The organism is Dehalococcoidia bacterium (genome assembly GCA_025054935.1).
GTDB lineage: Bacteria > Chloroflexota > Dehalococcoidia > SpSt-223 > SpSt-223 > JANWZD01.
Map to the genome: position 1 here is coordinate 33092 of JANWZD010000015.1, position 23664 is coordinate 56755.

The 23664-nt window shown below is 66.6% G+C and carries 18 protein-coding genes and 4 tRNA genes; 8 read left to right on the top strand and 14 right to left on the bottom strand.

Features of this window, described 5'->3' with window-relative positions:
* Positions 1-295: 295 nt before the first annotated feature.
* On the top strand, positions 296-1864 hold the full coding sequence (locus NZ773_14130; GenBank protein MCS6803064.1) for an ABC transporter substrate-binding protein: 1569 nt from the start codon (positions 296-298) through the stop codon (positions 1862-1864).
* A gap of 111 nt (positions 1865-1975) precedes the next feature.
* Here the strand turns inward: NZ773_14130 and NZ773_14135 are convergent, their stop codons facing one another.
* The 10 genes from NZ773_14135 to NZ773_14180 all read right to left on the bottom strand — a co-directional run bounded on the left by NZ773_14135 (position 1976) and on the right by NZ773_14180 (position 11881).
* Entirely contained in the window at positions 1976-2572 is a 597-nt protein-coding gene (locus NZ773_14135; protein ID MCS6803065.1) for a CoA pyrophosphatase, read from the bottom strand.
* A complete protein-coding gene (gene rpoD, locus NZ773_14140) occupies positions 2556-4001 on the bottom strand; it encodes an RNA polymerase sigma factor RpoD (protein MCS6803066.1) in 1446 nt (481 codons plus the stop codon). The genes NZ773_14135 and rpoD overlap by 17 nt, the downstream gene beginning before the upstream one ends.
* Entirely contained in the window at positions 4001-5758 is a 1758-nt protein-coding gene (dnaG, locus tag NZ773_14145; protein MCS6803067.1) for a DNA primase, read from the bottom strand. The genes rpoD and dnaG overlap by 1 nt, the downstream gene beginning before the upstream one ends.
* A gap of 34 nt (positions 5759-5792) precedes the next feature.
* Entirely contained in the window at positions 5793-8573 is a 2781-nt protein-coding gene (ppdK, locus tag NZ773_14150; protein ID MCS6803068.1) for a pyruvate, phosphate dikinase, read from the bottom strand.
* Positions 8574-9638: 1065 nt separating this feature from the next.
* The gene (locus NZ773_14155; GenBank protein MCS6803069.1) at positions 9639-10601 is read right to left on the bottom strand and encodes a hypothetical protein; all 963 of its coding nucleotides are present in this window, start codon (positions 10599-10601) and stop codon (positions 9639-9641) included.
* A gap of 154 nt (positions 10602-10755) precedes the next feature.
* Positions 10756-11076: a DUF4258 domain-containing protein gene (locus NZ773_14160; protein MCS6803070.1), complete on the bottom strand. Its 321-nt coding sequence runs from the start codon at positions 11074-11076 to the stop codon at positions 10756-10758.
* Positions 11077-11526: 450 nt separating this feature from the next.
* A tRNA-Asn gene (locus NZ773_14165) sits at positions 11527-11601 on the bottom strand.
* A 12-nt stretch (positions 11602-11613) separates the two neighbouring features.
* Positions 11614-11684 (bottom strand) — tRNA-Gln (locus NZ773_14170).
* A gap of 27 nt (positions 11685-11711) precedes the next feature.
* Positions 11712-11795: transfer RNA gene (locus NZ773_14175), tRNA-Leu, on the bottom strand.
* A gap of 14 nt (positions 11796-11809) precedes the next feature.
* Positions 11810-11881 (bottom strand) — tRNA-Gly (locus NZ773_14180).
* A gap of 103 nt (positions 11882-11984) precedes the next feature.
* Here NZ773_14180 and NZ773_14185 point away from each other — a divergent pair.
* From NZ773_14185 to NZ773_14195, 3 genes are all read left to right on the top strand, one after another.
* Positions 11985-13055, top strand: coding sequence for a class I SAM-dependent methyltransferase (locus tag NZ773_14185; protein ID MCS6803071.1), 1071 nt, complete (start codon positions 11985-11987; stop codon positions 13053-13055).
* A 43-nt stretch (positions 13056-13098) separates the two neighbouring features.
* Positions 13099-13509, top strand: a complete 411-nt coding sequence (locus NZ773_14190; GenBank protein ID MCS6803072.1) for a hypothetical protein — start codon at positions 13099-13101, stop codon at positions 13507-13509.
* Between the two features lie 169 nt (positions 13510-13678).
* On the top strand, positions 13679-15292 hold the full coding sequence (locus NZ773_14195) for an MFS transporter (protein ID MCS6803073.1): 1614 nt from the start codon (positions 13679-13681) through the stop codon (positions 15290-15292).
* Here NZ773_14195 and NZ773_14200 read toward each other — a convergent pair.
* Genes NZ773_14200 through pdhA form a run of 3 tightly spaced genes read right to left on the bottom strand, consistent with a single transcriptional unit; the run spans position 15274 to position 18628 of the window.
* Positions 15274-16620 carry a 2-oxo acid dehydrogenase subunit E2 gene (locus tag NZ773_14200; protein MCS6803074.1) on the bottom strand — a complete coding sequence of 449 codons (1347 nt, stop codon included), beginning with the start codon at positions 16618-16620 and terminating at the stop codon, positions 15274-15276. The genes NZ773_14195 and NZ773_14200 overlap by 19 nt on opposite strands.
* Before the next feature lie 23 nt (positions 16621-16643).
* Positions 16644-17624: an alpha-ketoacid dehydrogenase subunit beta gene (locus NZ773_14205; GenBank protein ID MCS6803075.1), complete on the bottom strand. Its 981-nt coding sequence runs from the start codon at positions 17622-17624 to the stop codon at positions 16644-16646.
* The gene (gene pdhA, locus NZ773_14210) at positions 17612-18628 is read right to left on the bottom strand and encodes a pyruvate dehydrogenase (acetyl-transferring) E1 component subunit alpha (GenBank protein ID MCS6803076.1); all 1017 of its coding nucleotides are present in this window, start codon (positions 18626-18628) and stop codon (positions 17612-17614) included. The genes NZ773_14205 and pdhA overlap by 13 nt, the downstream gene beginning before the upstream one ends.
* A gap of 146 nt (positions 18629-18774) precedes the next feature.
* Here pdhA and NZ773_14215 point away from each other — a divergent pair, with 146 nt between their 5' ends.
* Positions 18775-19845 carry a glycosyl hydrolase gene (locus NZ773_14215; protein MCS6803077.1) on the top strand — a complete coding sequence of 357 codons (1071 nt, stop codon included), beginning with the start codon at positions 18775-18777 and terminating at the stop codon, positions 19843-19845.
* Positions 19846-19861: 16 nt separating this feature from the next.
* On the opposite strand, the gene selD is transcribed toward NZ773_14215, so the two are convergent.
* Positions 19862-20908, bottom strand: coding sequence for a selenide, water dikinase SelD (gene selD, locus NZ773_14220; GenBank protein MCS6803078.1), 1047 nt, complete (start codon positions 20906-20908; stop codon positions 19862-19864).
* Positions 20909-21006: 98 nt separating this feature from the next.
* Here selD and NZ773_14225 point away from each other — a divergent pair, with 98 nt between their 5' ends.
* From NZ773_14225 to NZ773_14235, 3 genes are all read left to right on the top strand, one after another.
* Entirely contained in the window at positions 21007-21822 is an 816-nt protein-coding gene (locus tag NZ773_14225; protein MCS6803079.1) for an MBL fold metallo-hydrolase, read from the top strand.
* 75 nt (positions 21823-21897) lie between these two features.
* A complete protein-coding gene (locus NZ773_14230; GenBank protein MCS6803080.1) occupies positions 21898-22440 on the top strand; it encodes a Rieske 2Fe-2S domain-containing protein in 543 nt (180 codons plus the stop codon).
* Positions 22441-22443: 3 nt separating this feature from the next.
* Positions 22444-23664 carry an FAD-dependent oxidoreductase gene (locus tag NZ773_14235; protein MCS6803081.1) on the top strand — a complete coding sequence of 407 codons (1221 nt, stop codon included), beginning with the start codon at positions 22444-22446 and terminating at the stop codon, positions 23662-23664.

A 23664-nucleotide genomic window follows, 5' to 3' on the forward strand; every position in this document is an offset into this window, starting at 1 on the left:
TGGGTTGACGAAGGATGCTGCGGCGCTGCCTGCTCGGCGAGGGTGCGGCAGGCTGCCGGCGGCGGGAGCGCAGCCACCCCCGCGGCCGCTTCAGGATCGGATTGGAGGTTGGCGCTGCAAGCTCTGCCGCAGCGCGCAGGGAAAAGCGTCGGCGGCAGCGCGACGGAGGCGGAACTCGATGGGCTGGCGGCCGTGAACCGAGAAATTGTCGACAGAGTTTGACATGATCTCGATAATCACGTCGGACGCACCAGTCGAGACCTAACCGTGGTCACACGAGGAGGAGGAAAGAGGTATGCGGGCGTTCCTCGGACGATTACTGCTCGGGGTAGTTGCGCTCACCGCGGCCTGCGCGCCGGCAGCTACGCCTCAGCAGACGGGCGGAGCGCAGCAGCCGGCGGGGCCGCGCCGCGCTGCTGACCAGACTTTGCGCGTGGGGACAAGCGCCAACCCCTCGACCCTTACCCCTGAAGGCGCAGCGACCAGTATCACGCTCTATTCGCTTCAGTTCGATAACCTCATCAATCTGGACGCGAACTACAACATTCGTCCGTCTGCTGCCGAGAAGTGGGAGATCTTGCCGGATAACAGCGCTTGGCGCTGGACGCTGCGCAAGGACCTCGTCTTCGGCAACGGCGACAAGGCGACGGCCGAGGACGTTGTCAACTGGATTCAGACGCTTCTCCAGCCGTCCCCGGCGAACACGGTGGGCAATCAGCTCGTCTTTGTCAGCGGGGCGCGGGTTGTCGATGAGTACACCTTCGATGTGCTGATCCGGCAGCGCGACTTCTCGATGCCCTATCTCGGCGCGAACATCTTCGTCGTCTCGAAGAAGGTGATGGAGCAAGTCGGTGGGCTGCGCGAGCTCTCGGTCAATCCGAAGGGAGCGGGAACGGGGCCCTACGAATTTGTTGAGTATCGTCAGGGCGACGTGGTCGTCTACCGGCTGCGCAGTGATCCGCATCCTTGGCGCAAGCCGATCGCGACGGAAGTGCGGTGGCGCGTTATTCCAGAGCAGGGGCAGCGCATCAACGGGCTGCGGACGGGCGAACTGGATATCGCGATCGGGATCTCGAACGTCGAGCTTGTCGAGCAGGCCAAGCGCGACAACATCAAGGTCGACGCCAAGCCGGATAGCTACACTAACATCATCTTCGACCAGAAGACGATTGCCACCACACCGCTCGCCGACAAGCGCGTTCGCCAAGCGATGAACTATGCCGTGGATAAGGACGCAATCGCGCGGACGCTCTACCGCGGCTACGGGATCCCGATCGGCCAGCTGTCGGTTCCGGGGACATTGAATTTCAACGACCAGATCCGGCCGTATCCCTACGACCCGGCCCTCGCGCGGCGACTGCTCGCCGAGGCGGGCTATCCGAACGGCTTCAAGCTCCAAGGCATCGATATCTCCGCGGCTGAGTTTGCGCCGCTCTTCCAAGCCGTTCAGAGTGCGCACCGCGACATCGGCATCGAGTATGACATCACGCCGAACGAGTTCGCGCAGTACGTCCAGATCGCGCTCGGTCAGCGCCCGCGCAAGGAGATGATCTCGGCGGGCGGCAACAACCCGAATGGGATCTTCACCTTCACTTGGCAGTTCCTGAAGTGCGACCGGCCGCCCGCCCTTGTCATCTGGTGCGTGCCGGAGATGGACCGCCTGCTCAGCGAGGCCTATGCGGAGGCCGACCCGAACCGGCGGCGGCAGCTGCTCCAAGCGGCGGGAAAGGCGTGGGCCGATGAGGTGCCGATGATCTTCCTTATCGCGACCTCCAGCTTTGTCTTGAGCGCTCCCAAGATCGAGGGGTTCGCCCGCGAAGTGCCGGCCTACTACACCTTCGACAGCGTCTATCGCACCGAATAAGCGCGAGAGCATGGCGACGCCGCGGCGCTCGGAGGACGGCCGGGGCGTCGCCGCGTGACGCAGGGAGGCTCCCGTTCGGCGGGGCCTCCCTTTTGCTGTCCAGCGGCGGTGCTACTCGTTGCGCAAGGCGCGGAGGATGCCGACCAATCCCTCGAGGATACGGGCGGTCACGCCCCAGATCAGGTGGTTGCCAAACCGGAAGGCCGGGGAGACAACGAAGAGACCGTCGCGCTCGTAGCGATACACTGTCTGGTTCGCCGGATGGAGCAAGTGCTGGAGCGGCGCCTCGAACACCTCGGCGACCTCGGTTTCCTGAGGAACATAGCGCGGCCGCGCACGCATCAGGCCGACGAAAGGAGTGAGAGCGAAGCGGCTGGTGGTGGCGAGGTCGTCAAGCGCGCCGACATATTCGATCAAGGCGGGCGGGATGCCGAGCTCTTCGTACGTTTCGCGGAGCGCGGTATCCCAGAGGGTGCGGTCGCTCGGCTCGCTGCCGCCGCCAGGAAATGCGATCTGCCCCTTGTGGGTCGCGACCTGGTCGGTGCGGCGGGTGAAGACCAGCGCGAAATCGTCGGTCTGCGGCACAAGCAGCGCGAGCACGGCGCCTTCCCGCAGCTGGCGCCGCTCCGCGGCAGGAAGGATAAACCGCTCTCGGCTGTGAAGCGCGGCGGCGAGCCGCGCCGGAAGGTCGCTAGTCGAGATAGGCACGCAGGCGCTTGCTCCGGCTGGGGGCGCGCAGTTTGCGGAGCGCTTTCGCCTCGATTTGGCGAATGCGCTCGCGCGTGACACCGAACTCTCGCCCCACTTCTTCAAGAGTACGCGCTCGTCCGTCTTCGAGGCCATAGCGCAGCCGCAGCACTTTGCGCTCGCGCGGCGGCAAGGTCTTGAGCGCGCCGTCGACCTGCTCCTTCAGCAGCTGAGCGGTGACCGCTTCGGGCGGCGCGACGACGCTTTGGTCCTCGATGAAATCGCCGAGGTGGCTGTCGTCGTCTTCTCCGATCGGGGTCTCGAGCGAGATTGGCAGTTGAGCGGCTTTGAGAATCTCGTGGACGCGCTCGACCGGGAGCTCCAATTCTTCTGCGATCTCCGCCGGGGTCGGCTCTCGGCCGAATTGCTGGGTCAGCATTCGAGCGGTGCGGATCAGCCGGTTGATGGTTTCGACCATGTGGACGGGGATACGGATCGTCCGCGACTGGTCGGCGATTGCGCGGCTGATCGCTTGTCGGATCCACCAAGTGGCGTAGGTGGAAAACTTGAACCCGCGCCGATAGTCGAACTTCGCGACGGCCCGCAGCAGGCCGAGGTTGCCCTCTTGGATGAGGTCGAGCATGGCCATGCCCCGCCCGGCATACCGTTTCGCCACGGAAACGACGAGGCGGAGGTTTGCTTCAATCAGGGTGCGCTCGGCGGCTTCGGCATCGCGATGGATGCGCTCAAAGCGGCGGGCAATCGCCGCTTCTTGGGAGCGGACGAGCGCTCGAATCACCTCCTCCGAGGGAAAGCAGCGTCCCTGATCGGTGAGGGACGGCTCGCTGAGCCAGCCGACGAGCTCAGGGGCGAGGAGATGCAGGTCGATCGAGTAGTGGAGAAACGCTGCTTCAGCGGCGGCTTCCGGGCAGCGAAGCCGGGCAGCGAGCCAGCTCAGGTCGGGCGGGCCGCTTGATGCGAGCAGGTCGCGGAGCGGCTCCCCGTAGACGGCCTCAAGGATGCTGGGCGGCTCCTCGCGCCCGATCATCTCCCACAAGGCGCGGCGGAGCGTTGTGGCACCCGCGATATTGCCGTAGATCGCGAGGTAGACCTCGGTCGGCGTGGCCGGCTTGGAGAGCACTGCCGGCAAGTTCGCCTCGACCTGGCGCAGGCGGCGTCCATCTTCGATCTGGCGGGCCAGCTGCTTCTCTTGGTCGGCGGTGAGCAGGGCAACCCGCCCGATTTCCCGCAGATACATCCGCACAGGGTCGGAGCCGCCCTCTGCCTCGAGGTCGCCGAAATCGATCTCGCCCGGCTGGGGAACGAGGTCAGGAGAGAGGCTGAGTCCGCCGAGCGAGTTCGGGAAGAGCGGGCCGTCAGCGGGTGAGATGCCGAGGTCTTGGAAGTGCAGGGTGACGAACTCGTGGACCTGGTCGCGGCTTTCGGACATCAGCGCTCCTCCTTGAGCTCCCGCGCTTTCCACACGGCGAGCAATCGGCCGGTTTCGTCACCGGCCATCGCGAGGTAGTCGAGATTGTCGGCAGCGGCGGCGCCGAGGATGGTGCGGCGGTGGTAGCGGTCGCGAAGCCGGCGTGCGACCTCCCGCAGCGCCTGGTCGGCGTTCGCTTCGGTGATGCCGTGCAGTGGAAAGGTAGCAAGCCGAACCTTTAATTCGCCAACAGTTTCGTCATCAGCAGTTTGGTTGACGAAGAGCTGCCGTTCGAGCAGGCCCTCGAACAGTTCGGCTGTCAGTCCGGCAGCAGCAGGGTCAAGCGAGGGGAAACGCATCAGAAGCGCCAGCGCATAGTGTTCTAGGGTTCGCTCGGGCGCAAGCTTGAGGGGCGGAGGGGCGGAGGCGCTGCGCAGGGTGGGCCGCGGCGGCGGAGCCTGCTGGGCGAGGAGAACGCGCGGGTCGACGCCGAGATGGCGGGCGAGGCGCTGAAGATAGCGTGCGCGGACAACGGCGTCGGGCACCTGGCGGATCGCCGGCAGCAGCAGGCGGGCGGCGCGCGCGGCCGCCTCGGGGGTCGAGAGATCTGCGCCGTCGAGCACGGCGGCAAAAAGATGCTCGAGGACCGGCTTCGCCTCGGCAACGAGGGCGCGCCACCGCGCGGGCTCGTGGCGGAACAGGTCGTCGGGGTCCATGCCGGCCGGCAGCGCAGCGATGCGCAGGTCGATATCGCTGAGTGCCGAGAAGCGCACAACCCCGCGCCAGTCGACAACCGGGGTGACCACCTCGCCGGCCGCCGCCTGGACTACCGTCAGCCCGCGCAACGTCGCCTCACGGCCAGCGGCATCAGCGTCGAGGGCCAGCACAATCCGCTTGGTCAGCTGCAGCACCTGACGCACCTGCCGCTCGGTGAGGGCGGTGCCAAGCTGGGCAACGACGTTGCGCTCGCCGGCCTGATGAGCACTGATGGCGTCGAAGTAGCCCTCGACGATGACTGCTTGGTCGGCGCGCCGGATCGCTTGGGCGGCGCGGTCGAGGGCGAACAGCGTGCTCCCTTTGCTGAAGAGCGGAGTTTCCGGCGAGTTCAGGTACTTCGGCTGATCGTGGGGGGCGATCGCGCGGGCGCCGAAGGCGATCGTCTTGCCCTCTCGGGAGCGGATCGGAATGATAAGGCGGTTGCGGAACCGGTCGGCGAGCCGCTGCCCATCGTCGCGCTCGACGGCTAAGCCGGCAGTGACAATCTCTTGGGAGGAATAGCCGAGCCCGCGGAGATAGCGCAGCAGCGAATCTCCGCCGCCCGGCGCGTAGCCGAGCCCAAACTCGTCGATAGTTTCTCGCTCAATGCCGCGTTCGGCAAGGTAGGCGCGCGCGGCGGCGCCGGTTGGAGCGGCGAGCCGATCCCGAAAGTAGGCGGCAGCCGCCTCAACGAGCGACTCGAGGCGGCTGCGGCGCTCCTTGGCGACGGGGTCAGCGGACCGCTCGGGCAGCGTCACCCCGGCCCGGGCGGCGAGCTTGCGCAGCGCCTCGCTGAAGCTGAGCCCCTCCTGGCGCATGATGAAGTCGAAGCCGCTGCCATTGGCGCCGCAGCCAAAGCAGTGGAAGCTCCACGTGTCGGGGTAGACGACGAAGGAGGGCGTGCGGTCTTCGTGAAACGGGCAGCGTCCGAGATAGCTCCGTCCAGATTTGCGCAGGCTGACAAACGGCGACACGAGGTCGACGATATCGAGACGGGCTTTGATCTCGTCGATCGCCGTCACAGCCGCGTCTGCCCCTCCCGCGTACTGGGAGAGCTCACCGGTCGCGTTCGTGAGCGCTCAATGCTGCTTGGGCCGCTGCTAGTCGCGCCACGGGAACGCGGAACGGCGAGCAGGAGACATAGTCCAATCCGGCGGCGTGGAAAAAGGCGATGCTGGCCGGGTCGCCGCCGTGCTCGCCGCAGACGCCGAGCTGCAGGTTGGGATTGACCCGGCGTCCTTCTTTAACAGCGAGTGTGATCAGCTTGCCGACCCCCGCTTGATCGAGCTGTTGGAACGGATTGACGGGCAAGATCTTGCGGTTGACATAGTGCATCAAGAACTTGCCCTCGGCATCGTCGCGCGAGATCGCAAGGGTCATCTGCGTCAGGTCGTTTGTCCCGAAGGAGAAGAACTCGGCGTAGGGCGCGATTTCATCCGCGGTCAGCGCCGCGCGCGGCACTTCGATCATGGTGCCGAACTTGTAAGGGATGGTCTGCCGACGCTGCTCCTGCACCTCACGGGCAACCGCTTCGAGCCGGTCCCGCACCACTTTCAGTTCGTTGACGTGGCCGACGAGGGGGATCATGATTTCGGCGCGGACGGGGATGTGCTCGGCGATCAGGTCGGCTGCGGCGTTCAAGATCGCCCGGACCTGCATCGCGTAGATGTCCGGATAGAGGATGCCGAGGCGGCAGCCGCGCAGGCCGAGCATCGGGTTTGCTTCGCGCAGTTCTTCGACCGTCGCGAGCGTTTTCCGCAGTTCGGCCAACTCGTCGGCGGACCCGCCCTCGCGTTCGAGGTGCTCAATCTGGCGCAGCAGGTCTTCATAGCGGGGAAGAAACTCATGGAGCGGCGGATCGAGCAGGCGGATGACGGTCGGTCGGCCGGCCATAACGCGGAAGATGCCGCGGAAGTCGTCGGTCTGCACCCGCTCAAGTTCGTGGAGAGCGTCAAGATAGAGACGAACTGCCTCATGCTCGCGCAGCCTGGCCCGGGCAGCCGCCCGCTCGCTCGGGGGGAGCGCGTCAATCCGGTCGAGCTCGGCTTGCGCGTCGCGGGCGTGGAGGATCATCTGGCGGACGAGGGGAAGCCGCTCCTCTTCGAAGAACATGTGCTCGGTGCGGCAGAGGCCGATCCCCTCAGCGCCGAACTGGACGGCGCGGTCAGCGTCGCGGGGGTAGTCGGCATTGGCCCACACCCCAAGCCGGCGGATCTCATCGGCCCATTCGAGCAGGGTGCGGAGGTCCGTCAGTTCAGCGAACGTTTGGTCGATCGTCGGGATGCGGCCGATGAACACTTCGCCGGTGGTGCCGTCGATTGAGATCTCCTCACCTTCGCGGAAAAGGCGCCCGTCGACGCCGAAGGTGCCCGCTTCGGTATCGACATGCAGCGCCTCGGTGCCGGCAACGCACGGCTTCCCCAGCCCCCGCGCTACCACCGCGGCGTGGCTGGTGGCGCCGCCGCGTGCGGTGAGCACTCCTTCTGCGACGATCATGCCGTGGACGTCGTCAGGGTTTGTCTCGGGGCGGACGAGCACAACGCGCCGGCCGCGGTTCGCCCACTCGACCGCTTTGTCGGCAGAAAGGACAGCGAGGCCGGTCGCTGCGCCTGGCGAGGCGTTCAAGCCGGTGGCGAGCAAGCGGCCTTCGGCGATCGCCGCTGCCTTGGCTTGCTCATCGAAGCGGGGCATCAGCAGCTGGACAACCTGCTCCGGCTCAACGCGCTGCACCGCCTCCTGCTTCGTGATCAGCCCTTCGCCGACCATATCGACCGCCATCTTGACGGCGGCGGCAGCGGTGCGCTTGGCCGCGCGGGTTTGCAGCATGTAGAGCGTGCCGCGCTCGATCGTGAATTCCAAGTCCTGCGCGTCGCGATAGTGCCGCTCGAGCCGCTCCGCAATGTCGACGAGCTGGCGGTAGAGGGCGGGAAATTCTCCTTCCAGTTCGTCGATCCGCTTTGGGGTCCGGATGCCGGCGACGACATCCTCCCCTTGGGCGTTGAAGAGGAGCTCGCCGTACAGCCGGCGCTCGCCGGTGGCAGGGTTTCGCGTGAAGGCGACGCCGCTCCCGCTGTCATCTCCCATGTTGCCGAACACCATGGTCTGGATGTTGACCGCGGTGCCGAGGTCGTGGGGGATCTTGTTGAACTCGCGGTAGGCGACTGCTCGCGGGTTGTTCCAAGAGTGGAAGACCGCTTCGATCGCAAGCCGCAGCTGCTCGAATGGGTCGCGGGGGAACTCTTTGCCGGTGACCTCGCGGACACAGGCGAGATAGCGCTCAGCGACGTCGCGGAGAGCATCGGCCGTCAAGTCCGTGTCGAGCGCGGCTCCCCGCTCGCGCTTCACTTCCTCGAGGATCGCTTCGAACCGCTCGGCGGGGATGTCGAGAACGACCTTGCCGAACATCTGGAGGAAGCGTCGCCAGGCGTCGTAGCCGAAGCGAGGGTTGCCGGTGAGAGCGATCAGTCCCTGCAGGGTCTCTTCGTTCAGCCCGAGATTGAGGACGGTGTCCATCATCCCGGGCATTGAGAACTTCGCGCCCGAGCGGACGGAGAGGAGCAGCGGATTGGCGGGGTCGCCGAAGCGCTTGCCGGTCGCCTGCTCAATCGCGTGAAGTGCTTCAAGGGTCTGCTCCCACATCCCGGGCGGGAAGACGCCGCCGGCGTTGGTGTAGGCGACGCAGGCGCTCGTGGTGATCGTAAAGCCGGGAGGGACGGGAAGCCCGGCGTTGGTCATCTCGGCGAGACCGGCGCCTTTGCCGCCGAGCAGGTCGCGCATTGAAGCGTTGCCTTCGTGGAAGAGGTAGACCCACTTCGTTCCGGTGGCAGCGCTGACCATCGAAGAGCCTCCGTTGGTTCGTGTCCGACCTCTGCGTCGAACGGTTTGGCACAAGCGAGGGCACCGGCGAGAAGCCCGCCGGCTTCGCCAGTATACCATAGTGCCTATCGTTCACGGCCGGTCCGCCGCGTGTCTTGCGCGGCTGTCGTTCTCCCGACGAGAGCGCGGCGCGCTCCGAGGAGGCGCGCCGGCGACCGCGTCGCTCCGCGGCCTCGACCCGTGTCCGTCTTCTTCCCACTGCAGGGCTTCCTCCGGCTGCGTGGCGGCGCAGACCGACGAGGCGGGGCAGCAGGGGTCGCTGACACGGCGGCAAGCTCCTCGTACAGACGGCCAGTCCTTCTCGACAGGAAGCGCAGGAGAGACGCAGCGCCCAAACAACGGCGGCGATGAGGAGGGGCGCCCACGCGCGATCGCGCCGAAGGAGCGTCGCTCCCTGCGGCGGCTGCGGCGTCGGCCCGCAGCCTCGTCACGCCGAGCGGCGGCATCCTCGTCGCGCATTGCCGTCGCAGCCCGCGTACCAGCAGAACACCCGAGAGCGAGGAACAAGAGGCGCGGGGGACCGCAGCTGCCGGCAGCGCGCGGAGGCGGCCGCGGCGCTGCCAGAAGCGGCAATGACGGAGATGATGCCGAGCCGCTTGCGTCGCGGGTCCGCTCTGAACCCGCTGGGCGGCAGCGCGCGATCGGCCCGCCGCTGTCGCGCCCGGCGAGAGCGCCGATGAGCAGGGGCGGCGTTGCGGACCGGCACTTCTCAGCCGCCGCGCGCTCCCCCATGCGCTTCGAGCGCCGGCGCCGCTCTCCCAAACCGAGTCGGAAGGGCGTGATGCTGACAAGATGCTGACAAGAGGAAGGCGGACATCGCTCTGCTCGCGGCAGGGCGAGGCGTCGCGGTATGAGCGTGGGGTTGGGCACGGCGCTGCCGGCCAGCGGCGTGCGGAGCTGCCAGTCCGCTCCCGCGGTATCGGCGCCGGCGCGTGGCGGCGATGACACGCCTCCGGCGCACGCGCCGGTCGGCGCGCGCTCGCCGCAGCGGGGCTGGATCGGCGAGCGCGCTGCCCGGCGGAATGGTTAGCGTGCGTGCCAGCGCCCGCGCAGGCGCTGAGGCAGGGAGCTCTCACCCTCCCGCGCGAATAGGGCGGTATGAACGACGACGTCGTCCCAGATGAGCGCTGCGCCGACGAGGTCATTCCCGTTCAGGCGCACGTCGTGGCCGAGCCCCGGCGAGGCGAAGACGAGGTGCTCAGCGGTGAGCGCGCGCTGGAGGAGCTGCCGGACGGCGTCCGGTGACGGTTCGGCCGGTTGCGCTTCCAGCGCTTCGAGCGCATACGAGCGCACCAGCCGGTTCCAGTAGGCCTTAAGCGTGGCGGAGTGATCGAAGATATCGGCGCACAGAGCCTTCCCGCCCACGAGCGCCGCCACCCCGACTGGGCCGTCCTCGGGACAGCGCAGCTGCTCTTGGGCATTCCGCACCTCTGCCTCGCGGGCGACATAGGAGTCGCGCATCGCGTTGGTAGCGGAGCGCGCGCCGAGGCGGTGCTGCCGCTCGGCGATGTCGGCCCAGACCTCGCCTTGGTCGGCGATCGGCTGTCCGCGCAAGGCGTACGATGCGGTCACGTGATCGAACTTCCCACGGCGCAGGCGAGGGTACGCCGTCTCTCCCGGCTCGAAGACCGGCCGCGTTTCACGCCAGCGGCCGCGCTCGACGCAGCTCACCGGCAGCGTGAAGGTGGATCGAGCGGGGACAAGCAGCGTCGTGTTGACGATCCGGTTCTGCAGGCCGCCCACCAACTCCTCGCCGTCGAGGATGAACACGGGCAGCGGCCCTCGATTCGTCAGCGCGAGCGTCGGCACCCTCGCCGCTTTCGCCTCAGACACCGTCACCAGACCAGCCGCAATCGCCTCTGCAAGCGTCTGGTAGCGCGCGGTTTCTCCCGGTTCGGGTGAGTAGAGAGGAACAAGGGTGAGCCCTTTGTGCGCTAGCGGGGTGCCGAACTGGAGCCCGTTCAGCCACGCCGCGAGCAGTTCGATCATGCGAGAAGTAGGTTGCTTTTGTTCTTCCATCGTTGTGTCTCCCATTGTATTGGAGAACTATTATAGTTCGACTATTCGAAGAACCGCTAGGTGTTCATTCGTCTTGGGTGGTGCCGGCAGGAACGCCTGTCTCTGCGAGTCCGTCGCTGGGTGGCTAGCTCCACGGCCGTCTGCGGCGGCGCCGATGGCTATTTCGCCGCAAGCGGCGGAGGTTGCGATTGCGGTAGGCGGTGAGGACCGTTCCCTCTGCGGTCGCAACGATGTGGATCCCTTCGAACGGCCGGAGATCGATGCCGCGGTCGCGCCAGCGCCGCACCTCGCGCTGCCCGACGACGAAGACCCGCGCGCCAAGCACCCAAACCGCACGACCGTACGTCATCACCGTTCTAACGGCGTCAAACGGAATGCGGCGGCCGTTCAGCCGGCGGAGGGCGTGGTTGGTAAGCACGACCTGCTCGAGCGGGAGCGTCTGCATAGAGCACCTCCTCGTTCTTTGCGACAGTTCGCGCGTGCGGGCACAGCCAGCCTGTCGCGATGCCCCCCTGCCGCGACGGGCTGGCCTGCGGCGCGACTGCCTGCTCACTTCGGCGCTTCACGCTGTGCCCTCTCGGTATTTCTTCCGCGCTTCTTGGCGTTCTGCGACTCCAGTCCGTCGCCGCAGTTCACGGTCGAGACATTCCTCCCCTTATTTCTTCCGCGCCTCTTGGCGTTCTGCGACTGCAAATGAGAGGCGCCGTGCGAGGAGGGTGCTGAGCAGTTCCACGGTGACGGAAGATGCAGGCGGCACCCAAGCCGGACGCGCACTGAGGCGAACAGCGCAGGCAGGGAAGAGACGGCGGGTGGAAGTGAATGATTCAGAGAAAATCGACGCCTCCTCGGCAGGCTCCAGAGCGACCTGCAAGGAGGCGTGAGAAGCGCTGCGTTGTGGCTCCCCGAGCAGGATTCGAACCTACAACCTAGCGGTTAACAGCCGCCCGCTCTACCGTTGAGCTATCGGGGATCACGTTTTGGGCTGGGGAACCAGGATTCGAACCTGGGCACTCAGATCCAAAGTCTGATGTCCTACCGCTAGACGATTCCCCAGCGGTTTGGACTCCCGGCCCCCCGAGGTGCCGAAGGTGGGAGTCGAACCCACACGAGGGTGAGCCTCACCTGTTTTTGAGACAGGCGCGTCTGCCATTCCGCCACTTCGGCGCCTGACACCTCGGAGCGGAAGACGAGATTCGAACTCGCGACCTTCTCCTTGGCAAGGAGACGCGCTACCGCTGCGCCACTTCCGCGTGCGCTCAAGTATGCGATCGCGGCGGCGCTCCTGTCAACTCTCTTCGACAGCGGGCGCGCCCTCCCCCTATCATCTCAGCAGCGACATGACGAGGGGGTCCCATGAACCGCGGCAAACTCGGCACGATGCCCCGAGCGACCGAACGCGACGACGAGTCGTACCTCGCCTTTGTCGAGGGCGCACGCGTTTTTGCCAGCGCCCTCGACCCGCAGCTGCGCGAGGCGGCCGGCGCAGCGATCACGCGCTACCAGCGCCAGACGGGCCGCCTGCCCCAGACAGTTGACGACGCCAAGCGGGCTCTCGACCCCGTGCCGATTATCGCGTCGCGCAACCGCATCATGCGCACCACGCAAGAGATGATGTGGCGAGGCGTCATCGACACCTACGCCAAGCGGAAGGACGAGCTGCTCGCCGAGCTGGAGGCGGCGGAGCGCTCGCCAATCGGCTCGGTCGAGTGGGACCCGAACTTTCAGTATCCCGACTACTTTGCCAAGGTCGAGTTTCATATCCAGCCCGGCAGCTATTACGCTGACCCGCTTGCCGGGTATATCTACCACTACGGCACGAAGATCTTCTTCCTCGGCCAGAACGACCGCGACGACATCCAGACCCGCTTTGTCAATCGCGTCCCGGCCCCCGCGGATGGCGTGGTGAACCGCGTGCTCGATGTCGCCTGCTCAATCGGCCAGAGCACTACCGCGCTCAAGCAGCGCTTCGTTCAGGCCGAGGTGTGGGGGATCGACGCGGCGGCGCCGATGGTGCGGTATGCGCATAAGCGCGCTGTCGAGATGGGGCTGCCGGTCCACTTCCGGCAAGCGCTCGCAGAGCGGCTGCCCTTCCCCGATGAGTATTTCGACATCGTCTTCAGCTACATTCTCTTCCATGAGCTCCCGCGCGAGGTGATGCCGCAGGTGCTGGCCGAGATGCGTCGGGTGACACGGCCGGGCGGGATCGTCGCGATCGTCGACTTTCAGACGCTTGGCCCGGCGCTGCCTCCGCTCGTTGCCTACTTCTTCGACTTCAGCCGGCGCTATAACGGCGAGCCGTACGCCGCTGACTTCATTACGCTCGATTTCCTCGCCATGATGCGTGAGGCAGGCCTCCGCAACGTTCGCGAGATCGCAACTGGCGAGGGATTTGCCGGGCTCCCGCTCCGCGTTGGAGAGAAATAATCCTCCTGTCCCGCCTCCTCCGCTTCCGAGCGGTCCGCGCGCTGTGCTGTTCGCCGCGTTGGTTGGGGTCATCACCGCCTTCTCCCTAACCCATAACCCGGTTTTCATGGTGTGCACAGGGCCGCTCGTCGCCCTCACCGGACCGTTCATCGGGGGCATGGTTGCTGCCGGCCGCGCCAAGACTGGGCCGCGCGAGGCGCTGCTGTATGCGCTCTGCATCGCGCTTGTTAATACGGCGCCTCTCATCGTGGCATGGCTGTGGCTGGCGCACAACACGGTCGTCCTGTTCGGGCCGTTCGTGCTCAATCGGCCGGAAGTCGCGGTGCTCGGCTGGGTGACCGCCGGCTTTGCCGCCTACATGCTCATGACGGCGTTCGCTGGGGCGATGTACGGAGCGCGGCGGGAGGCGCGCAAGCGCGCCCATGCCGAAGGGCAGCCGCTCGCCTCCGCATAGCGTGCCGAGCATGCTGCCGCCTCTCTCGCCCTCGTCGGCGCCGCTGCTTCCCGAGGGCGGCTGTCGCGGCAGGGGCTCCAGCGCAGGCGCCAAGCGGGCACCGCTTCGGCCGCACGGCACCGCCGCTCGCATGCGGTATACTCCGTTCCACCATTTTCTGGAGAGCCGTGTGTCCTCGCCGACAGCCGATGCGCCGCGCGACCGTCAGCTCGTCCTCGTTCTCCCCGGCCTGATGATCACGCTCTTTCTCGCCGCCCTCGACGGCACGATCGTCAGCACGGCGATGCCGCGGATCGTCGCCGACCTCCACGGTTTTGAACGGTACTCCTGGGTGGCGACGGCCTATCTCCTGACGTCGACAGTCTTGATCCCGCTCTGGGCAAAGCTGTCCGACCTTATCGGCCGCAAGCCGGTGCTGCTGAGCGTGGTCGTCGGCTTCGTGCTCGGCAGCGCCCTCTGCGGCGCGGCGCAGGAGATGGACCAGCTGATCCTCTTCCGAGCGGTGCAGGGGGTCTTCGGCGGCGGCGTGCTTGCCCTTGTCTTCAGCGCCATCGCCGACATCTTTTCGCCTGCGGAGCGCGGCAAGTGGATGGGGCTCTTTTTTGCGATGTTCGGCCTCGCCAGCGTCGTCGGGCCGCTCGCCGGCGGGGTGATCACCGAAACGACCTCATGGCGCTGGGTGTTCTACGTCAATTTGCCGGTGGGGCTGGCGGCGCTGCTGCTCCTCGCCTTCGGCTTTCCTTTCCTTCGGCCTGAACGGTCGCTGAACTGGCGCGCGCTCGATGTTGCCGGTGCCGCCGTGCTGACGCTGGCGACCACCGCGCTCCTCTTCGGCCTCGTGCAGGCGGGGACAACGCGGGCGTGGCTGGCGCCGACCACTGGAGCGCTCTTTGCCCTCGCTGCTGGCGGGGGCATGCTGTTTATCGTCATTGAGCGGCGGGCGCTGGAACCGATCATTCCGCTCGAGCTGTTCCGCAGCCGCGCGGTCGCAAGCGGCGCGGCGCTCTGTTTCTGCTGCGGCTTCCTGATGCTCGCCGCCATCCTCTACGCGCCGCTCTACGCCCAAGCCGTGCTCGGCGATACGCCCACGCAGGCCGGCGGCGTCTTGATTGCGTTCATGCTGACGATGATGGTCGGCAATACCGTCGTCGGCCGGCTGCTGGCGCACTTCAAGCGCATTAAGCCGATCATGCTTGCCGGGGTGGCGCTGCCGGCAGTCGGTCTTGGGACCCTGCTCCTACTTGGCGGACCGAACGACCGGATGGTGCTGATCGGCGGGCTGATTGTCTACGGGGCCGGCTTGTCGTTCTTGCTTCCTCCCGCGAATATCGGCATTCAGAACGCGGTGGAGTTCCGCCAGCTTGGGGCAGCGACCGGGCTGTCGAACTTTGCGCGCTCGATCGGCCAAACGGTGGGCGCGGCCGTCGTCGGCTCAATCGTCGTTGGCCGCTACGCTGCAAGCCTGCCCGCCCTGCTTCCGCCGAGCGCGCAGCCCCTCGACGCAGGGACGCTCGCTGCCCTGACTAATCCGCAGCGGATCCTGGGCGGAGAAGCCAGCCGCCTTGTCCCGCCGGCGGCCGACCCGACCGTCGCTGCCGAGGTGGCCGCCGCCGCCCAGCGAGCGCTGGCGGTCGGCATCCACGACGGCTTCCTCGCCGCCCTCGTTGTTGCGCTGGCAGCATCCGCTATCGTCGTCTTCTGGGTTCCCGATCAGCGCCTGCGCGAGGCCGCGCTCCGGCCGGCGCCGCCGCGTCCGCCGCTTGCTCAGCCGAGCAGGCTGTAGGGGTGCTCGAGCCGGCGCTTGACGAGCTGCAGAAACTGCGCCGCTTCCGCTCCGTAGACGACGCGGTGGTCGGCCGAGATCGTCAGACGCATCCGCTCGCGGACAACAATCTCGTCGTTCAGAACGACCGGCTTCTTGCGGATTGAGCCGACGGCGAGGATTGCCGTCGCGGGCGGGTCGACGATCGCGATGAATTCGTCAACGTCGTACATCCCGAGGTTCGAGATGGTGAACGTTGCGCCTTGGAAATCTTCGGGCCGCGGCCTGTTCTCGCGCACGCGCTGGAACATCGCTGCGTTCTCGCGCGCGATCTGCCGGACCCCTTTCGTATCGGCGCGGTGAATAACCGGCACGACGAGCCCCCGTTCCAAGGCGACGGCGATGCCGATGTTGATCTCCTCGTTGTAATACACCCCGTCGTCGCGGTAGCTGGCATTCAGGAGCGGCATGTCGGCCAAGGCGAGCGCGACCGCTTTGACGATCAGGTCGTTGTAGGTGATCTTGACGTCCTCGCCCGCGGCGTTCAGGCGCTGCCGCAGTTCGGTCAGTTCGCCGGTGTCCACCTCGGTCGTGACGTAGAAATGCGGCACCTGCTGCTTGCTGGCCGTCATCCGGCGGGCGATCGTCTGCTGCATGCGCGTGAACGGCTCGAGGCGCCCGGGGCGCGGCGCGCCTTCTGCCGGCGCGGCCGCGGCGGCCACCGGCGCTGCCGCGGGAGGCGCTTCGCGCACCGGCGCCACCACCTCAGCTGGCAGGGCCGCCGCGGCCTTCTCAACATCCTCCCGAAGGATGCGTCCGCCCGGACCGCTTCCCTTGATGCGGCTGAGGTCGATCCCGCGTTCGGCGGCGATTTTGCGCGCTAAGGGAGACGCCTTGATCCGGCCGTCGTCCGCCTCGATAGCGTCCTGGGAGGGGGCGGTGACGTGGGGAAGCGTGACGGTCGGCGGCGCGGCGGGCGGCGGTGGCGGCGCGGCGGGCGTGCGGGGAGCCGGCGCCTCCCCCTCTGGTTCTTGCGCGGCCGCGGCTGGAGCTGCCGGCGCAGCAGCGGCCGGCGCCGGGGAAGCAGCGGGCGCGCCTCCTTCAACTTCCTCCGCGCTGCCGATATAGGCGATCGGCTGGCCGATCGGCGCTTGGCCGCCCTCCTCGATCAGGATCTTCGTCAGGATGCCCGTCTCATACGACTCGAGCTCCATGTTCGCCTTGTCGGTCTCGATCTCGGCGAGGACATCCCCCTTGGCGACCGGATCGCCTGGCCGCTTGTGCCATTTCAGGATCTTTCCCTCCTCCATGGTGTCGCTCAGGCGGGGCATGACGATCTCTCGGGCCATCGAGACCTCCAAGGAGTGGAAGATTAGGGACGGTTCAGAAGCTGCTTCGCCTTGGCGACGATCGTCGCTGGGGATGGGATGGCAGCCCGTTCGAGCGGCTTGCTGTAGGGCATCGGCACTTCCGCGCCGGCTACCCGCCCGATCGGCGCGTCGAGATAGTCAAATGCTGCTTCGGTCACGGCCGCACAGATCTCGGCGCCGATCCCGTATGTGCCCCAGCCTTCTTCAACGTAGAGAGCGCGGTTTGTCCGCTTCACCGAGGCGACGAGCGTCTCGAGGTCGTACGGCCGCAAGCTGCGCAGGTCGACAACTTCCGCGGAGATCCCGAGCCCCTCGAGCGCTTTGGCCGCTTCGAGCGCGTAGAGCGTCATCCGGCTGTGTGCGAAGATGCTGAGGTCCTTTCCCGGCCGGACGACCTGGGCTTTGCCGAACTCGATGAGATACTCGCCGTCGGGCACCTCGCCGCGGGTGTTGTAGAGGGCGAGATGTTCGATGAACATCACCGGGTCGTTCTGGCGGATAGCGTATTTCAGCATCCCTTTCGCATCGGCAGGAAAGGCAGGCGCGACCACCTTGAGGCCGGGCACATGGGCGTACCACACCTCGAGGCTCTGCGAGTGCTGGGCGGTGAGCTGCTGGCCGCCGCCGCCCGGCGTCCGGATCACCATCGGAACGGGGCACTGGCCGCCGAACATGTAAAAGATCTTCGCCGCGTTGTTGACGATCTGGTCCATCGCCAAGATCGAGAAATTGATAGTCATGATCTCGACGACCGGCCGCAGTCCCAGCATCGCTGAGCCGATTGCGGCGCCGACGAACCCTTCCTCGGCGATCGGCGTGTCGCGCACCCGTTTCTCGCCAAATTCTGCCAGCAGCCCCTGGGTGACTTTATATGCTCCTTCGAAGACCCCGATGTCTTCGCCCATCAGGTAGACATTCTCGTCGCGCAGCATCTCTTCGCGAAGCGCTTGGTTGAGCGCATCGCGGTACGTCATGATTGCCATTGTCGTTCCGGGCTCGCATAGAGATAGTCGTAGAGCGTGCTGGGATCGGGGAAGGGGCTGTTTTCGGCAAACTCGACCGCCTCCTCAACGATCGTCCGTACGCGCTGGACTATCGCTTCGTATTCTTGGTCGGTCAGCAGACCCGCGTTCGTCAGCTGGCTGCGAAAGGCGGGGATCGGGTCGCGCGCAAGCCAGGCGCGCACTTCCTCTTCGCTCCGGTAGCGGCCGGGGTCGGCCATGGAATGGCCTTTGTAGCGGTAGGTGTCGGCCTCAAGCAGGACGGGCTCACGCTCTTCGCGCGCCCGGCGTACCGCCTCGAGCATCGCGCGGCGCACCGCTAGGACGTCCATGCCGTTCACCCGCTCCCCGACCATATCGTAGGCGAGCGCCTTGCGGTAGAGAAACTCGGCGGCCGAGTCCTTATGCTCCGGCGACCCCATCGCGTAATGGTTGTTGACGCAGAGCCAGACGATGGGCAGCCGCCAGATCTTGGCGAGGTTGAGCGACTCGTGGAACGCGCCGATGTTTGTTGCCCCCTCGCCGAAAATGCAGAGCACGATTTCGTCTCCCCCGCGGTAGTCGATCGCGAGGCCAGCGCCGACCGCAAGCGGCAGGTGCCCGCCGACGATCCCATAGCCGCCCATGAAGCGGGTCTCGCGATCAAACAGGTGCATTGAGCCGCCGCGTCCCTTCGAGACCCCGGTCGCTTTCCCGTACAGCTCGGCCATGATCGCGCCCGGGTCGATCCCGCGCGCGAGGGCATGGCCGTGCTCACGGTAGCTGGTGAAGATGTAGTCGTCTGGGCGGATTGCCGAGAACGCGCCGACGATCGTCGCTTCTTCGCCGATGTTGAGGTGGCAGTAGCCGCCGATCTTCGCCCGCGTGTACTGCTCGCCGACCTTTTCCTCGAACTCGCGGATCAAGATCATCTGGAAGAGAAACTGCTGCAACTGCTCGCGACTCTCTCCCGACCATCCGACCAATGTCTCTTCGGCTGCTCGCATCGAAAACCCCTTCCGCAGGCGCGATCGCGGCGATTCTACCACGCCGCTTCTCCGAGAGGCGCTCACAACCGAGCATGCTGGCCGCTTGACGCCGTTATGCCATTCGCGATGTACTTCGCTTCATCGCCGATTGAAAGGAGCATTCTATGGAGGTGGCGCTCGTCGGTCAGCCGGGATTGCTCATTCCGCCTGGCCCTGCCGGCTGGTGGAACAGCGCGCACGTCTCGGGGCCGAATGTCATTCGTGAGGACGATGGGAGCTGGCGGCTCTATGCCTATGGGCGTGACCCGGAGTTCGACCCGCTGGTGCCGATGCTCTCTGGCCGTACCGGCGTGGCGACCTCCGCTGACGGGATTCACTGGGAATGGGTCTGGGGGCCGCGAAGCCTCGGCTCGGTGCTCGAGCCGAGCGCTGACCCGACGCGTTTTGACTCGGCGTTCGCGGGCGTCTCGGATGTCCAGAAGGTCGATGGGCTGTATTGGCTCTGGTATCAGGGGGGTGACCAAGCGATCGTTGAATACGGGCCGGTCCGCGCCCGCGGCCTTCGGATGCGGGTCGGCGCCGCCGTTTCGCGCGACGGCGTGCACTTCGTCAAGCTGGACGGACCGTTTCGCGGCGCGCTCTTCGATGTTGGCGAGCCGGGCGCGTGGGACTCGCTTTTCGTTTCCCAAGCGAAGGTGCTGCGCGAGCCCGACGGGTCCTGGAAGCTGTACTACCATGCCTTGGAGGGAAATCAGGGGTCGCGTATCGGTCTCGCCGTCTCCGGCGATGGGCTGCGCTGGGAGCGCGTCGGCAAGATCTTGGGGCCCGGCGCAGAGGGCGATTTCGACGAGCGCGGTGTCAGCAGCCGCTGCATCCTGAAGATCGACGGCGTGTACGTCATGTTCTACGAGGGAAGCAACCGAGACTCCTACTACGGCATCGGCCTTGCGACTTCGCCCGACGGGATCCGATGGACAAAAGAGCGGGGCGATGAGCCGGGCGGCGCCGTCTTTCTCCACGCGCCGAGAGGCTCCGGGCGCTGGGATTCGCGCGCGGTTGGCACGCCCTGCGTCGTCCCCGATGGGCAAGGCGGCTACCGGATGTACTACGTCGGCGCGCATGAGGTTGCAGTGCGCGACCCCTCCAAAGGAGATACCTCGTCGCTTCACGCCATCGGGCTTGCTCTCAGCGACGGCGCGAATATCCGCCGCTGGCGGCGGTGGAATGAGGAGTAGCCGGCAGACGAGGCGCTCACCGGACGACGTCGATCCCGCTGCCGCTGACAATCTCGCCGATGCGGGCGACTGCTGGCGTCTCTGCTGCAAGCAGCGCCGCTTCGAGCGCCTCGGCGCGCTCGGCCGGGATGGCGATCAGCAAGCCGCCGGAGGTCTGGGCGTCTGCGAGCAGCAGCCGTTCGACATCGTCGAACGCGCCGTGCCAGCGCACCAGCGGAGCGGCCGCCTCGAGGTTGCGCCGGGTGCCGCCCGGAATGGCGCCCGCTTCGGCGAGGAGGCGCGCTGCCGGCAGCCAAGGGAGTGCCTCGGCGTCGATGCGCGCCCCAACCCCGGAAGCGGTCGTCATCTCCAGCAGATGGCCAAGCAGGCCATAGCCCGTGATGTCGGTGGCGGCGCTTGGACCTACGCGGAGCATCGCCTCGCTCGCGCCACGATTGAGCGTCGTCATCGCTGTCACCGCGGCGCGCACCGCCTCCTCGGGGGCGATCCCGCGCTTGATCGCGGTGGCGATGATCCCGGTGCCGAGTGGCTTGGTAAGGAAGAGAACATCGCCGGGGCGCGCGCCGACGTTGCGGACGATCCGCGCCGGGTGGATGACCCCCGTAACGGCGAGGCCGTACTTCGGCTCAGCATCATCGATGCTGTGGCCGCCGATGATCGGGCAGCCTGCTTCGCTCGCCTTGTCGATCCCGCCGCGGACGATCTCGGCGAGCAGCCCGGTGGGCAGCAGGTCACGCGGAAAGGCGACGATCGCCAAGGCGAAGAGCGGCCGTCCGCCCATCGCGTACACATCCGAGAGCGCATTCGCCGCGGCAATCTGCCCGAAGATGTAGGGATCGTCGACGATAGGCGTGAAGAAGTCGACGGTCGCAACAAGCGCCGTCTCGTCGCTCAGCCGGTAGACGGCCGCGTCATCGCGAGTCTCCGTTCCGACCAGCACATTTGGGTCGCCGAGAGGAGGCAAATGGCGCAGCACCTGCGCCAGCTCGGTCGCGCCGAGCTTGCACGCTCACCCAGCGCCGTGGCTCAAGCTCGTCAGCCGCACGATCTCGTGGGGGTCCATCGGGCTCTCCACCGCGATTATCTCAGGTTGTGTCCTGCCCCGGCGACTAGACTTCAGTCAACGCTCGCGGACTGGCGCTTCTCGCAAGGAGGGAGACGATGGCGCGCTCGATCTGCATGACGTGCGGCGTGCAGTATCCCGAGTCGGAGACGCCTCCAACGCGGTGCTTGATCTGCGATGAGGAACGCCAGTATGTCGGCTGGAATGGCCAGCAGTGGACGACCCTCGAAGCGATGCGGGCGGAGGGCTATCGCAATCAGATCCGGCAGGAAGAGCCGAACCTCTGGAGCATCCAGACGGCCCCCGCTTTCGCCATCGGCCAGCGCGCCTTTCTCGTCCAGACGCCTGAAGGAAATTTGCTCTGGGACTGCGTCACCTTTATCGACGACGAGACGATCGAGACCGTGCGCCGGCTCGGCGGAGTGCGCGCAATCGCTGTCTCCCACCCCCATTACTATTCGGCGATTGTCGAATGGAGCGAGGCGTTCGACAATGCTCCGATCTTCATCCACGCGGCTGATGCGCAGTGGGTGGTTCACCGCTCGCCGGCGCTCTCGCTCTTCTCCGAGGAGACGAAACCGCTCTTCGGCGGACTGACACTCGTGCGGCTTGGCGGTCACTTCGAGGGCGGGATCGTCGCCCACTGGCCAGCGGGTGCGGACGGGCGCGGGGTTGTGCTCAGCGGCGACATCATTCAGGTGGTGATGGACCGCCGCTGGGTCAGCTTCATGTACAGCTATCCGAACCTCATCCCGCTGTCTGAAGCAGAAGTGCGCCGGCTGGTCGAGCGGATCCGCCCCTTCCGCTACGACCGGATCTGGGGCGCGTTTGCCGGCCGGCAGGTGATGGAGGACGCCGCCAACGCCGTTGAGCGGTCGGCGCGCCGTTACCTTGAGCGGTTGCGCGCCCCTTGAGCTTTACAGCACAAGCGCATTGGCGACACAATACTTCCGCTGCGACGCAGCAGTCCTTAGGTTGGAGAGAGCCCAGTGAGTGAGCCCGCGACTATCACCCCGCTGAACAACGGCCCCTACCGTGTCTCCGGCACCTTCACGGTCACGATGCCGAGCGGCAAAGTGATCAAGCAGGATGGAACGGCGTTTCTCTGTCGCTGTGGGCAGTCGAGCAACAAGCCGTTTTGCGACGGGACGCACGCCAAGGTCGGCTTCACTGCCGAGGAGGCGACCGAGGAGCCGTCAAGACCGAGCGGCGACGGCTTTGTCGCCGTCGCCGACGAGTCAGCAATCAAGGAAGGGGACGTCGTCGAGGTGACGGTGAACGACCAGCCGGTCGCGCTGGCGCGTGTCGGCGGTCATCTCTACGCGGTCTCGGCGATCTGCACCCATCAGCACGCCAACCTCTGCGACGGCACCCTCGACGGACAGCTTCTGATCTGCCCGCTGCATGGGGGCGGCTTCAACGTGCGGACCGGCCAGGCGGTTCTGGTGCCGCCGACCGAACCGCTCGCGACGTATGAGGTGCGCGTCGAGGGGGGGAAGGTGCTCGTCTCAATCCAGCCGCGCTCGAGGTAGCGGGTGGAGACGATCGTCGTTGTGGGCGCAAACCTCGCGGGCGGACGCGCGGTCGAGACGCTGCGCGGGGAAGGCTTCGACGGACGGGTCGTCCTCATCGGCGCCGAGCGCGATCGCCCCTACGAGCGGCCGCCGCTCTCGAAGGAGTACCTCGCGGGGGCGAAGGAGCGGAGCGCGCTGTTCCTTCGCCCCGCGCATTACTACCAAGACGAGCGGATCGAACTGATCCTAGGGGTGCGTGCCGAACGGCTCGATGCCCGCGAGAAAACGGTATATCTCGCCGATGGCCGCGCCGTTCCCTACGACAAGCTGCTGATCGCGACCGGCGCGGCCCCGCGCCGACTGAACGTGCCGGGCGCAGACCTCCCGAACATCTTCGTTCTTCGAACTATTGCTGATGCCGATGCGATCCGGTTGGCGCTCCGGCCGGGTGCCCGCGTTGTCGTCGTGGGAGCAGGGTTCATCGGGATGGAGACGGCGGCGACTTGCCGACAGCTCGGTGCGGCGGTGACGGTCGTCGAGCCGCTGTCGGCACCGCTTGCGGCGGCGCTTCCCCGCGCTATCGGCGAGCAGCTAGCAGCGATCCACCGTGCTGCAGGCGTCCAGTTTCGGTTTGGCGAGAAGGTGGTCGGGTTTCGCGGGCACGGCCGCGTCGAGCAGGCACTTACCGACGCTGGAGCGGCGCTCGACTGCGACCTTGCGGTCGTCGGGGTCGGCGTCGTTCCGGAAGACCGATGGCTCGAGGGCGCAGGGATCGCGCGCCAGAACGGCATCCTCGTCGACGAGTTCTGCCGGACGAGCATGCCGGATGTCTGGGCGGCGGGGGATGTCGCGAACTTCTGGCATCCAGGATTGCGGCGGCGCCTTCGCGTCGAGCATTATGAGAACGCCCAGCAGCAGGGGGTGCACGCCGCCCAATCGATGCTCGGCAAGGGCGTGCCCTACGCGCCGCTGCTCTCCTTCTGGTCGGACCAGTACGACCGCAACCTGCAGCTTGTCGGTCATCCTGAGCCGGAGGATCAGCTCGTCTGGCGCGGCCGCCCGCCGCACGAGCCGTGGGCGGTCTTCTTCCTTCGCGACGGCCGGCTCGCCGCCGCCTTGACGGTCAACATGGTGCGCGAGCAGGTCGCGGCCCGTCAGCTTATCCGGAAGGGCGTTGCTGTCGACCCGGCAGCGCTTGCCGATCCCGCCACTGACCTCCGTGCTCTCGCCCGCTCGCTCTAA